The organism is Micromonospora sp. WMMA1363 (assembly GCF_030345795.1).
GTDB lineage: Bacteria > Actinomycetota > Actinomycetes > Mycobacteriales > Micromonosporaceae > Micromonospora.
On the sequence record NZ_JAUALB010000001.1, the window covers coordinates 269,593 to 282,222 of the forward strand.

A 12,630-nucleotide genomic window follows, 5' to 3' on the forward strand; every position below is an offset into this window, starting at 1 on the left:
CGTCGCTGCGGTACGTTGTCTCACGTGACGACCGAGAAGAGGCGCGCTCCGGCGGGTGCGGCCGTGCTCCGTGGCGAGATCACCACGGCCATCCGTGGTGCCGTCATGGAGGAACTAGCCGCGGTCGGATACGGCCGGCTCTCCATCGAGGCGGTCGCCCGGCGGGCCGGGGTTGGCAAGACGGCCATCTACCGCCGGTGGAGTTCGAAGCTGGACCTCGTCGTGGAGGTGGTCTCAGCCGCCGCCGGTCGGCGGTTCCCCCTGCCGGACACCGGCGCCCTCCGCGGCGACCTGGAGATGGTTTTCCTGATCATGACCCGGGCGTTGGGGCACCCGCTGGCCGTTCAGATCGTCCCCGACCTGCTCGCCGAGGCCGCTCGTAACCCGCAGATCGCCCAGGCGCTCCAGCAGGTGCTGCGGGCCAACCAGCGCGACATCGGCGGCCAGGTGGTCGGCCGGGCCATCGCCCGCGGTGAGCTCGCCCCGGGCACCGACCTCGACATCGCCGTCGACCTGATCGTCGGTCCGCTCTACTGGCGGCTCGCGGTCTCCCGTACGCCGCTGGAGGCGGCGGACTTGCCGCGACTGGCCACTGCAGTCGCGGCGGCGCTGGAGGTAGCATCTCAACGATCCGTTCGTGACGAGCCGGACACCGAGATGTCCGGCGTGGTCACCAGCGCCGATCCCGGTGGGTCATGAAGGTTGATCCGCTACCGCCCACCCTGGGCATATCTGAACCCGTTAGCATCGCGTCCCGAACGGACTCCCTGTCGACAGGAGGAAGCCCATGGCTGGGCTGACCGGAGATTTCATTCCACCAGCGAAGCCGGTGATCGGCGAGGCTGAAATCGAAGCGGCCGTCCGGGTGCTGCGCAGTGGCCTTGTCGTGCAGGGGCCCGAGGTCAAGGCGTTCGAGGAGGAGTTCGGCGAGCTGGTCTCGGGCCGGCACTGCGTCGCGGTGAACTCCGGCACCTCGGCGCTGCAGCTCACTCTGATGGCGCTGGGCTTCGGCCCGGGTGACGAGATCATCGTGCCGTCGTTCTCCTTCGCCGCGAGCGCGAACGCCATCCGGCTCGTCGGTGCCGAGCCGGTCTTCGTCGACATCGAGCCGGGTACCTTCTGCCTCGACCCGGAAGCGGTGGCGGCCGCAGTCACCCCGCGCACCGTCGCGATCATGCCGGTGCACCTCTACGGGCACCCCGCCGCGATGGACAAGATCATGAAAGTGGCCGAGAGGCACGGCCTCGCCGTGGTCGAGGACGCGGCCCAGGCGCACGGCGCGAGCCTGAACGGCCAACCGGTGGGCTCTTTCGGCACGGCCGGCTGCTTCAGTTTCTACCCGACCAAGAACATGCACTCACTCGAGGGCGGTATGATCAGCACTGCCGACGCCGGGCTTGCGCGGACCCTGCGGCTGCTGCGGAACCAGGGCATGGAGCAGCGGTACGCCAACGAGATCGTCGGCGCGAACATGAGGATGACCGACGTGGCGGCGGCGATCGGCCGGGTGCAGCTGCGCCAGCTGCCGGAGTGGACGGCGCAGCGCCAGGCGAACGCCAAGTTCCTCGACTCCAACATCACCGGCATGACGACCCCGTCGGTCGCCGACGGCGCGGTGCATGTCTACCACCAGTACACCGTCCGGGTCAGCGGTCACCGGGACGCAGCCCAGAAGCGCCTGACCGAGTTGGGTATCGGCAACGCCGTCTACTACCCGACCCCGATTCACCGGCTCACGCCGTACCTGGCCGAGGACGGGACGCCCGGCCCGTGGGAGCTGCCGGAGACCGAGCGCGCCGCCGCCGAGGTGGTCTCACTGCCGGTGCACCCGTCGCTGACTCAGGCCGACCTGGAGCGGATCGCCGACGGCGCGAACCTGGCCGGAGGTGCCCGATGAACGAGCGTCGCAAGCTACGGGCCGGCCTGATCGGCCTCGGCGCGATGGGCCGCAACCACGCCCGCGTCCTTTCCGGTCTCGACGGCGTGGAGTTGGTCGGCATCGTCGACCCGGCGGGCGACCCGACCGGCGTGCTGCGCGCCCCGGTTGTCCCCGAGCTGGGCGACCTGATCAAGCTCGGCCTCGACTACGCCGTGGTGGCCTGCCCGACCGCCCTGCATGAGCAGGTCGGCCTGGAGTTGGCGGCGAACGGGGTGTCCGCGCTGATCGAGAAGCCGCTCGCCCAGTCGGTCGAGGCGGCTACTCGGCTGGTCGAGGCGTTCGAGGCTGCCGGTCTGGTGGCCGGCGTCGGCCATATCGAGCGGTACAACCCGGCCCTCCAGAATCTCCGCACCCGGCTTGAGGCGGGCGAGCTGGGCGAGGTGTTCCAGGTGGTGACTCGCCGGCAGGGCCCGTTCCCGCACCGGATCGCCGACGTCGGCGTGGTCATGGACCTCGCCACCCACGACATTGACCTGACCGCGTGGGTTACCGGTCAGGAATACATCTCGGTCGCGGCTCGCACCGTGTCCCGCAGTGGTCGGTTGCACGAGGACATGGTCGCGGTCGTAGGGCAGCTCGCCGACGGCACGATGGTCAACCACCTGGTGAACTGGCTGAGCCCACTCAAGGAGCGGTCCACGGTCATCACCGGTGACAAGGGCTGCTTTGTCGCCGACACGCTCACCGCTGACCTGACCTTCTACGCCAACGCGGCTATCGACACCGAGTGGGAGGCACTGCGGGCGTTCCGCGGCGTAGCCGAGGGCGACATGGTCCGTTACGCCATCCCGAAGCGTGAGCCGCTGCTGGTCGAGCACGAGCGGTTCCGGGACGCGGTGGAGGGTAAGGAGAGTGACATCGTCACCCTCCGACAGGGCCTGCGCACCGTGCAGGTCGCCTCCGCGTTGCTCGCATCGGCGGGCGACGGCAGCACGATCGACGTCGCGACCCGGCGTGGGGGTGCCAGCAGCGCACCGAGCCCGGAACAGGCACGGGTCTAGCCCCGGCCGTCCGCGGGCCTCCCGGCGGTGGCGCACAGCGCGGCCGGCATCAGCGTCAGCTCTATCTCTCCCGGAGGATCTGCCAGAATGACACCGGCCGTTCGTCAACCCAAGCTCGCGGTGATCGTCGCCAACGGGATCACCGGCGACTCCCGGGTGCAGAAAATCGCCATCGCCGCGGCCCGGGACGGGTGGGACGTCACCCTGATCGGCGTGGGCGGGGATCGCGTGAAGCGGACGAAGATGGGGCCGATCGACGTGGTCCGGGTCCCGGTCCGGACCCACATGCGGCAGGAGTTCGCGCCGCACCGGCTCCGCCGCAAGATCACCCAGTTCGGGATCGCGGACAAGCAGGGGCTGGCTCGGCGGCGCGCCGCGCACCAGGCCTGGGTCCGGCAGGTCACCGCCCAGATGGGTTGGCTCCGTGGTGAGCAGGATCAGTCGGGCGTGCGGCGGATGCTGGCGTTGCCCCCGAGGCGGGCGTTGGGCGCGGCGGTGCGGTTCGGCCGCGCCACCCACCGCCTCCGCGAGCGTGCGTTCGGCTGGGAGCAGGCGCAGCGGGAGAAGGGAAGGCCGAGCGGTGACTGGCGTCGGGACTGGCCGCACCTGCTGGATCTCGACCTGGCTGTCGGGCCGGTGCTTGAGGCGCTGAAGCCAGATTTGATCCACGCCAACGACGTCACGATGATCAACACGGCGGCGCTCAGCGTCGCCCGGATGCGGGCTCGCGGCGAGCGTGTGTCGTGGATCTACGACGCCCACGAGTACGTGCCCGGCGTCGACTGGCCCAAGCCCGCCATGGACAGCGCGTTCCCCGCCGTGGAGCGGACGTTCATCCGCCGGGCCGATGCCGTGGTGACGGTCTCGCCGGAGATCGCGGAGAGGCTGCGGCAGGACTACCGGCTGTCGGAGCTTCCGCTGGTCGTACGCAACACGCCGATCCGCGAGTCGGTGGGCGCCTCCGTTGCTCCGCCGTCGGTCCGGGTGGCCTGCGGGCTCGCTCCGGAGATTCCGCTCCTGGTCTACTCGGGGTGGCTGTCGGCGGAGCGGGGCCTCGGTACGGCGGTGAACGCGTTGCCGCAGCTTCCCGGACATCACCTCGCGATCGTCTCCGGCCGTACCAGCACGGAACTGGAGTCCCTGCTGGCCCGCGCCGAGGAACTCGGGGTACGGGAGCGGATCCACGTCGTGCCGTACGTTCCGCAGCACGCAGTTCCGGACTACCTGTCCTCGGCCGACCTTGGGTTGATCTGTTCGAAGCGCACGCTCAACTATGAGCTCTCCCTGCCGACCAAGCTCGCCGAGTACCTGCACGCTGGGCTGCCGGTCGTCGCCAGCGACGTCAAGACGCTCGGGGAGTACGTGTCGCGGCACGGTGTGGGGGAGTCGTTCCGCGCCGACGACTCGGCGACATTCGTCGCGGCCGTCGAGCGGGCGACGGCTCGGCGTGCCGAGCTGGCGGCCCGGATCACGGAACCGATCCTGCGGGAACTCTCCTGGGAGGAGCAGAGCGCCGGCCTGATGGCCCTCTACCGCGAGGTGACTGCGCTGGCTCCCGTGACACCGTCCGTCGAGGTCCCCTGGACCGTTGACGAGCACGCCGCCCCGCCGGAGAAGATGGCGGACAGCCCGCCGTTGGACAGGTGGCGGCCGCTGGGGCAGACCCGGGTTCGGTTGGGCCTCGGACCTGCCAACTATGCCGGGCAGGCGGCGGCGTTCGCGCAGGCGATCTGCCGAAGCAATTCGGACGTCTCGGCGGAGGTGGTGATGCGCCGAGGGACGTCCACCTTGCAGTACCCGGCCGACGTTTATCTGGACGTCGACCGGCTGGGGGAGCTTGCGGTGCAGGTCGAGCAGGTCGAGCGGGTGATCGGGCGATACACCCACCTCATCGTCGACGCCTTCATGCCCGTGTTCGGTTTTCTCAACGGGGACAGCATCCAGGGTGACCTGCCCGCCCTTCGGCGAAGCAAGATCAAGGTGGCCGTTCTGGCGCACGGCAGCGAGGTCCGCCACCCGCTGCGGCACCTGGAGCGACACGAGTTCTCGCTCTTTCGCGACTCCCCTGAGGGGACCGTGGAGCGGTTGACGGCACGGGTGGAGCGCAACCACCGGATCGCAAAGGAGACCGAGCTGCCGCTCTTCGTCACCACACCGGACCTGTTGGCGGATCTCCCCGGCGCCACCTGGGTACCCCAGGTGGTCGACGTGCACGCGTGGGCGAGCGACGAGCCGGTGATGGAGCGTCGCCGGCCGGTCGTGCTGCACGCGCCGTCCAGCCGGTGGACCAAGGGCACGGACCGGATCCTGCCGGTCCTCTCCGAACTACATGAGCGGGGTGCGATCGAGCTGCGGCTGATCGAGAACACAACGTGGTCCGAGGTTCGGGATCTGGTGAAGTCCGCGGACATCGTCCTCGACCAGTTCGCCACGGGCGCCTACGGCACGTTCGCCGTGGAGGCCATGGCTGCTGGCCGGCCGGTCGTTGCGTACGTCGACGAGAGCATGCACCTACGCCTTGGTGCGAATCCGCCGATCGTTAGCGCCACACCCGGCACCCTGCGGGAGGCGATCGGGTCTCTGATCGACGACCGTGACCGGGCGGTCAAGATCGGTGCGGAGTCAGTCGTGTATGCCCGCGAGGTACACGACGGTCGCCGGACGGCCAGCGCCTTCGCCGACTTCCTGAGCTAGTACTGCAACGGCGGGTCGTGACTTATGGCGGTTTGAGTCGTTTGCGGTAGTGGGCGGCTCGGGCTTGTTCCTGGCGGCGACGGCGGAAGTCGGACCAGCGCAGGATGTGGTCGGCTCGACGGCGGGTGGTCAGGACGAGGTGGGCGAACAGGCGGCGGATTTCGTTGCTGCTCAGCGGGATCTGGCTGCGCTCGTTTGCGGTGGTGCCCCCTTTGCGGCTTCGAGGGCGCGGGTGACGACGAGGAACGCGGCGGCGGCCATCGCGAGGGTGATGTGGGCGTACCAGGCGTCGTAGCGGCGGACCTGGTACTGGTCCAGGCCGACCTCGTTCTTCGCGGTCTGGAACGATTCCTCCACCGACCAACGGCTACCGGCGACCCGCACCAGGTCGCGTAGTCGGGTGCCGCGGGGGCCGAAGCAGACGTAGTAGGCGATGTCGCCGGGATCCGTGATCGAGCGTCGGGCCAGGACCCAGCCGCGGCGGCCGTGGGCAAAGGTGCGGCGGATCGGCAGCCGAGCCCAGTCGTAGCGGCGCGGCCCGTGCGCGCCGTCACCACACGACAGTCGTTGCCACGCGCCCGCACGCACCCTGCCGATCAGCTCGTCGACACCGGTGGTGGTGTGCAGCCCGGAGGGCACCCGATCGTCGCGTCGGGTGGCCATCACGTACGCGATGTCCCGATCCTCCAACCAGCCCCGCAGGCCAGGGTTCTGCCCGTAGGCCTCATCGGCCGTGAACCACGAAAACGGCACCCCCGCGGTGACCGCCCGCTCCAGCATGGCCTGCGCCTGCTGCGGCTTGGTCGCGAACCCGACGGCGTCCGGGATCGCCGAGCGCCGGCACCGGTCCCGATCACCGGTCCACGACTTCGGCAGGTACAACTCCCGATCGATCAACGCCCGACCCCGCGGCGTGGCGTAGCACAGGAACGTGCCGATCTGGCAGTTCTCGGTCTTGCCCGCCGTACCCGAATACTGCCGTTGGACCCCCGCCGACGCACGGCCCTTCTTGACGAACCCCGTCTCGTCAGCGATGAGCACCCCGGCCGCATCGCCGATCTGGTCCACCACGTAATCGCGCACGTCATCGCGGACCGCGTCCCGATCCCACGCCGCGCTGCACAGCATGCCCTGCAACCCGTCCGGCGACACATGCCCAGCCTGCTCCGCGAGGGTCCAGCCGTTACGCCGCTCCAACGGTGCCAGTAGCCCCCGCACATACGCCCATGCCCGCCGCCGCGGCTCCACCCGCTCAAACCGATGCGCGAACCGGAAGAACAACTCCTCCAACCCGGCATCCCACGGCCCGACCACCCGCGCATCCACCACAACCAACCAACGAATGATCAGCACCCGAAGCTACGACCCGCCGTTGCAGTACTAGGGCGGTGCCTGACCCGAGCCGCATGCCGGTGCCACCAGATCGGCGGTGGCACGGCATCGGTGGTCGGGTCAGTCAGCCGAGCGGCGTGTCGCGATCGTAGGTGATCCGCCCGCCGTCGACCGCCGGTGGGCGGCTACGAGTATTGAGTACGGACCGCGGATCACACTACGTCGAACGCGGTCTTCGCGGGGACGATACGCCGCAGCAGTCGGTGCCGGTTGACTCCTGCGTGGCCCCGCGTTGCCGGTCGCCACCGAGTGCGCGGAAAACGGTTCTCCCGGTTGTGGTACTGGCCGTTCCGTGCGCTGCAGTGGCTGCCACGGCGTCCGGGTCGGCGGACCAGGCGCGGTGATGCGCCATGGCCACGGCGTCGTAGCCGTAGCGGACAACGCATGCCGGGCCAGGTCCAGGGCGAGACGACGGCGAACCGAGCACGAAGCCGACGGAACCCGTCGGCGAGAGAGGCCGGGTCGGTCTCGACGGCGACGAACTCCGCGGTGAGGAATGGGCGGTGGCGGCTTGGGTGCCAGGGCGTCACCACGGCGACGTCACTGGAGAGAGCTATGTCCACACGCGTCTGTCCCCTCGAGACGTTGGGCCGCCGGGCACCACTACGCATCCCGGCTGTTGTCGGTAAGGCGGCTGTCTTCGGGATGGTCGCTGTGGGCCGGTCCGACGTGCCAGACCTGGCCCACAGCGCCTCGGCTTCGTGACGAATCGAGCCGGGTGGTGAGGTGGCAGGGCGGACGTGTCAGCCGAGGTGTTCGGCGAGGATCCGTACGACTCGCTCCGCCGCGTGACCGTCGCCGTAGGGGGTGCCCCGATCGGCCTCCGGCGCGGTGCGGGTGGCCGTGGCGACCCACTGGGCCGAGCCGAGCGCAGCCGGGTCCGGCACCAGACGGTTCCAACCGTATGCGAGGGTCTCTACCCATTCGGTTTCCGAGCGCAGAGTCGTGCACGCCCGGCCCAGCAGGTAGGCCTCCTTCTGCAGGCCGCCCGAGTCGGTCACCACGCCGACCGAGCCGAGCACGGCCGCGATCAGGCCCGTGTAGCCCAGTGGTTGCCCGACGTGCACCGCACCTTGGCCGACCTTAAGACCGAAGTGGTCGGCGCGGGCGAGTAGCCGCGGGTGCGCCAGCAGGGCGACCGGCACAGGCAGCTCCGCCAGCGCCGCCAGCAGTGCGGCCAGTCGCACCGGGTCGTCGGTGTTCTCCGCCCGGTGCAGCGTCGCGAGCAGGTAAGGGGCGTCCGGGTCGATGCCTTCCGGGAGGGCGGGCCGGGGGTGCTGCCCGCTCAGTACGGCGTCGCGGATCCGCAGACACACGTCGACCATCACGTCCCCTGCCAGCACCGTGCGTTCGGCCAGCCCTTCGGCGGCGAGGTGGCGCACGGCCTCCTCGGTGGGGGCCAACAGCAGGTCGGCGCAGTGATCGGTCAGAACCCGGTTGTGTTCCTCGGGCATCCGGCGGTTGAACGACCGCAGCCCCGCCTCCAGGTGGGCCACCCTGATGTGCTGCTTCACTGCGGACAGGGCGCCGGCGAGGGTCGAGTTGGTGTCGCCGTAGACGAGCACCCAGTCGGGGGCACCCTCGGCGAGGACCGGGTCGATGGCGGCGAGCACCCCGCCGGTCTGCGCGCCGTGTGATCCCGAGCCGATGCCCAGGTGGACGTCCGGGGCGGGAATCCCCAGGCCGGAGAAGAACACGTCGGAGAGATTGGCGTCATAGTGCTGGCCGGTGTGCACGATGACGTGTTCATGATCGGTCTGGGCGAAGGCGGCCGCGATCGGCGCCAGTTTGACCAACTGTGGACGTGCTCCGACGACGCTGACTACCTTCACAGCTCTGACTCCTGCACTTTCGGACGCTGGACGAATGGTAATCGCCCTTATGGGCGGTTGGGAGAACGCCTGGACGGCGAGGGACTATTGGGCCATCACGAGGCTCAGCGGGACCACGATACGTCACCTTGGTCCCTTCCGGCGGTGGCTCCCGCCCGGTATGGGCGGGCATCGGAGGGCTGGCAGCCGGTTCGACCGGGGGAGGGCTAGCGTTGGATCATCCGTTGCGTGCGGCGACCGTTCGACTCACCCGCACCACCGGTTCCGTGGCCAGATGCGGGCTCCTGGCGATTCGCCGGCGCTGCCGTACACTCGCCGGGGTTTCCGGTGCAGAGGGGCCTGGGTGAGAGGGAGGTCTGCCGTCATGAGCGGTGACGAAGCTGTTGGCTCACACGGTGGGCGGGGCCGGGTGGTGATGCTGGTTGACAACGCGGTCAAGGGCGACTCTCGCGTGCAAAAGGCGGCCTGGTCAGCGGCGGAGGCGGGATGGGACGTCATTCTGCTCGGCCGCGGCCGGGCTGGTCAGCCGGAGAGCTGGGAGCTCGGGCAGGCCGAGGTGCGGTTGGTGCCGATGGTGGCTCCCATGGCGAAGCGTCGGCGGGAACTGCGCCGGGTGTGGCAGCGGGGCCTGCTGGCCTATCCCCCGAACGGTGTCGCTTCATACCGGCAGCAACAGATGAAGGCGTGGCGGGCGGATCTGCGCGTGCGTGCCGACCAGCTTCGCCTGGCCGCCGCAGCGGGCGGGAACGATCAGCGTCTACGGCTGCAGCAGCGGATGCTGCGCGCCGAACGCGCTGCGGCCCGTATCACACAGAAATGGGTTTCGTTTCGCTTCTGGCAGTTGACGCAGGGACAGAACGCCCGACGCAACAGCATGGGCCCGTTGTCCCGCGTGTCGACATGGTTCTGGGAGGCGGTCAAGGGTGACGGTGCGTGGCGGCGGCTGGAACCGGGGCTGTGGGACTACGAGTTGGCCTACGGACCGGTCATCGACGAGCTGCGCCCTGACCTGATCCACGCGAACGATTACAAGATGCTCGGGGTGGGCGCCCGTGCCACGATCCGGGCGCGTGCCGCCGGCCGTGACGTCAATCTCGTCTGGGACGCCCACGAGTTCCTCCCTGGCCTCAACCCGGCGCTGGCCAAGGGCTCGTGGCTGCGGGCGCAGTGCGCCCACGAGCGGGAGTACGCTCCGTTCGCCGATGCGGTTGTCACTGTGTCCGAGGCGCTGGCCGAGCTGCTCCGGCAGCAACACTCGCTGTCCGAGCGACCTGCGGTGGTCATGAACGCTCCCAGCGTCAGCGGAGCCGACGACGCCGACAGCCGCGAGTTCCTGGACCTTCGCACGCGCTGTGGCATTGGCGCGGACACTCCGCTGCTCGCCTACTCGGGTGGCATCGCTCCGGTCCGGGGGGTGGACGTCATGGTCGACGGGCTGCCCCAGCTGCCCGGGGTGCACATCGCCCTGGTGTCGCTGCCGCCGGGTCGCCCCTCCACGCCGTTCATCGACAAGCTGCTTGCCCGAGCTGCGGAGTTGGGCGTCGCCGGGCGGGTGCACGTCCTGCCGTACGTCGCACACAATCAGGTCGCGCGGTTCCTCTCGGCCGCCGACGCTGCGGTGAGTCCCCTGCACCACCTGCCCAACCACGAGATCGCGCTGAGCAACAAGTTCTTCGAGTATTCGCACGCTCGGCTGCCGATCGTGGTCAGCGACGTGAAGACGATGGCCGAGATGGTACGGACCACGGGCCAGGGTGAGGTGTTCCGGGCCAAGGACGTGGACGACTACGTCCGGGCGGTCCGTGCGGTGCTCGCCGATCCAGCGCGTTACCGGGCGGCCTACGACCGGCCGAGCCTGCTGGAGGAGTGGACCTGGGAGACGCAGGCGAAGGTCCTCGATGAGGTCTACCGCCGATTGGCGCCGGAAAAGGCGCCGACCGTGGCGCGAGAGAACGAGAGCCTCATGCTGGAAGTCGGTGCGTGATCCGTCCGGGAGCCGGTGGAACACCCTGGTCGCGGGCAGCTTAGCGTCCTGCCGATGGAGAACCGGACGGGTGTGGTTGCCGTAGACTCGCCGCGTTCTTCAGCGGGACCGGTGCAGCGGAGGGGCGGAGAATGAAGGGCGATGGTGCTGGCGTGGCGTCGGGGACCGGTGGCCGGGTTGTCATGTTGGTCGACAACGGTGTGCACGGCGACTCGCGGGTGCAGAAGGCGGCCCGATCGGCGGCAGAGGCCGGGTGGGAGGTGATCTTGCTGGGTCGTTCGCCCGGCGGACCGGCGCAGAGCTGGCGGCTCGGTGGGGCCGAGGTGCGCCTGATTCCCATGTCGGATCCGCTCCATCGCCGGCGGCACGAGTTCCGGCGGGCCTGGCTGCGCTGGCCCCTGGCATACCCGCCGAACGGCATCGCCGCGCATCGGCAGCAGAGCGTGAAGGCTTGGCGGGCGGACCTTGCGGTCCGCGCCGCGCAGCTTGCCGTGGCCAACCAGGCAACGCCCCGGCTGGAGCTGCGCCGCCGGGCGTTGCGTGCCGAGGAGATGATCGCCCGGGTGGCCGGCAAGTGGGTGTCGGCCCGCCACTGGATGCTGACCCAGGCCCGTCGCCGGCGGCGCCTGCGCAACCCGTGGGACCGCGCGTACACGACGTTCTGGCAGGTGGTCAAAGGGGGTGGCGCCTGGCGGAAGCTGGAGCCCGGTCTGTGGGACTGGGAGCTTGCGTTCGGCCCGGTGCTCGATGATCTACGCCCTGACCTGATCCACGCCAACGACTTCCGGATGCTGGGCGTCGCCGCCCGCGTGAAGATCCGCGCCGCCGCGCGTGGCCACGAGATCAAGGTCGTGTGGGACGCCCACGAGTTCCTGCCGGGCCTGCGGCCCCGGCAGGACAACGCCCGCTGGCTGCCTGCCAACCGGGCGCACGAGCGGGAGTACGCGACGGTCGCCGACGCGGTGGTCACGGTCTCGGAGGCGCTGGCCGACCTGCTCGTGCGGGAGCACGGGCTAACCGAGCGTCCTGCGGTGGTGATGAACGCGCCCAGTATGGGCGATGCTCACCTGGGAGATGTGGGTCATGTTCCGGACTTGCGTTCGCTCTGCGGGATCGGCAGCGGCACGCCGTTGCTGGCCTACTCCGGTGGCATCGCCCCGGTGCGGGGGGTGGACGTCATGGTCGACGGGTTGTCTCAGCTTCCGGGGGTGCACATCGCCCTGGTCTCCCTGCCGCCGGGGCAGTCCTCGACGCCGTCGATCGACGGGCTGCTGGCCCGGGCTGTGAGGCTCGGTGTCGCTGACCGGGTGCACGTCCTGCCGTACGTGCCGTACGACCAGGTCGCGCGGTTCCTGTCGGCTGGGGACGCTGCGGTGAGTCCGCTGATTCACCTGCCCAACCACGAGATCGCATTGAGTAACAAGTTCTTTGAGTATTCGCACGCTCGGCTGCCGATCGTGGTCAGCGACGTGAAGACGATGGCCGAGATGGTACGGACCACGGGCCAGGGTGAGGTGTTCCGGGCCAAGGACGTGGACGACTACGTCCGGGCGGTCCGTGCGGTGCTCGCCGACCCGGAGCGTTACCGGGCGGCCTACGACCGCCCGGGCCTGCTGCAGAGCTGGACGTGGGAGGCGCAGGCCGCGGTGCTGGACGCCGTCTACCACCGGCTGCTGCCGATGCGTCCTCCCACGCCAGGCAGGGCGGGCGAGCCCGCTCTGGGCGATCCACGGTCCGCGCTCGCGGTGGACACGTGACCTGGTGGGTTCCGGCGTGGCAACTGCGACT

General features: G+C 69.8%; 8 protein-coding genes. 6 read left to right on the forward strand and 2 right to left on the reverse strand.

Features of this window, described 5'->3' with window-relative positions; translation table 11 throughout:
• Positions 1-63: 63 nt before the first annotated feature.
• The 4 genes from QTQ03_RS01305 to QTQ03_RS01320 all read left to right on the forward strand — a co-directional run bounded on the left by QTQ03_RS01305 (position 64) and on the right by QTQ03_RS01320 (position 5,634).
• A complete protein-coding gene (locus QTQ03_RS01305) occupies positions 64-699 on the forward strand; it encodes a TetR/AcrR family transcriptional regulator (RefSeq protein ID WP_289280622.1) in 636 nt (211 codons plus the stop codon).
• A gap of 88 nt (positions 700-787) precedes the next feature.
• Positions 788-1,897, forward strand: a complete 1,110-nt coding sequence (locus QTQ03_RS01310) for a DegT/DnrJ/EryC1/StrS family aminotransferase (RefSeq protein WP_289276322.1) — start codon at positions 788-790, stop codon at positions 1,895-1,897.
• Positions 1,894-2,940 carry a Gfo/Idh/MocA family protein gene (locus QTQ03_RS01315; protein ID WP_289276323.1) on the forward strand — a complete coding sequence of 349 codons (1,047 nt, stop codon included), beginning with the start codon at positions 1,894-1,896 and terminating at the stop codon, positions 2,938-2,940. The genes QTQ03_RS01310 and QTQ03_RS01315 overlap by 4 nt, the downstream gene beginning before the upstream one ends.
• 87 nt (positions 2,941-3,027) lie before the next feature.
• Positions 3,028-5,634: a glycosyltransferase gene (locus QTQ03_RS01320; protein ID WP_289276324.1), complete on the forward strand. Its 2,607-nt coding sequence runs from the start codon at positions 3,028-3,030 to the stop codon at positions 5,632-5,634.
• A 171-nt stretch (positions 5,635-5,805) separates the two neighbouring features.
• Here the strand turns inward: QTQ03_RS01320 and QTQ03_RS01325 are convergent, their stop codons facing one another.
• Both QTQ03_RS01325 and wecB read right to left on the reverse strand, forming a co-directional pair.
• Complete coding sequence (locus QTQ03_RS01325; RefSeq protein WP_289280623.1) at positions 5,806-6,948, reverse strand: IS701 family transposase; 1,143 nt, start codon at positions 6,946-6,948, stop codon at positions 5,806-5,808.
• Positions 6,949-7,769: 821 nt separating this feature from the next.
• On the reverse strand, positions 7,770-8,858 hold the full coding sequence (gene wecB / locus QTQ03_RS01330; RefSeq protein WP_289276325.1) for a non-hydrolyzing UDP-N-acetylglucosamine 2-epimerase: 1,089 nt from the start codon (positions 8,856-8,858) through the stop codon (positions 7,770-7,772).
• A 364-nt stretch (positions 8,859-9,222) separates the two neighbouring features.
• Here wecB and QTQ03_RS01335 point away from each other — a divergent pair, with 364 nt between their 5' ends.
• Together QTQ03_RS01335 and QTQ03_RS01340 are read left to right on the forward strand one after the other, a co-directional pair.
• A complete protein-coding gene (locus tag QTQ03_RS01335; RefSeq protein WP_502889677.1) occupies positions 9,223-10,842 on the forward strand; it encodes a glycosyltransferase family 4 protein in 1,620 nt (539 codons plus the stop codon).
• Positions 10,843-11,024: 182 nt separating this feature from the next.
• Positions 11,025-12,599: a glycosyltransferase family 4 protein gene (locus QTQ03_RS01340; protein ID WP_289280625.1), complete on the forward strand. Its 1,575-nt coding sequence runs from the start codon at positions 11,025-11,027 to the stop codon at positions 12,597-12,599.
• Positions 12,600-12,630: the final 31 nt, after the last annotated feature.

Excerpts from the sequence above, each read along its gene's own strand:
- QTQ03_RS01320 (WP_289276324.1), top strand. The coding sequence starts at position 3,028 with ATGACACCGGCCGTTCGTCAACCCAAGCTCGCGGTGATCGTCGCCAAC.
- QTQ03_RS01335 (WP_502889677.1), top strand. The coding sequence starts at position 9,223 with ATGAGCGGTGACGAAGCTGTTGGCTCACACGGTGGGCGGGGCCGGGTG.
- QTQ03_RS01315 (WP_289276323.1), top strand. The coding sequence starts at position 1,894 with ATGAACGAGCGTCGCAAGCTACGGGCCGGCCTGATCGGCCTCGGCGCG.
- QTQ03_RS01310 (WP_289276322.1), top strand. The coding sequence starts at position 788 with ATGGCTGGGCTGACCGGAGATTTCATTCCACCAGCGAAGCCGGTGATC.
- QTQ03_RS01340 (WP_289280625.1), top strand. The coding sequence starts at position 11,025 with ATGTTGGTCGACAACGGTGTGCACGGCGACTCGCGGGTGCAGAAGGCG.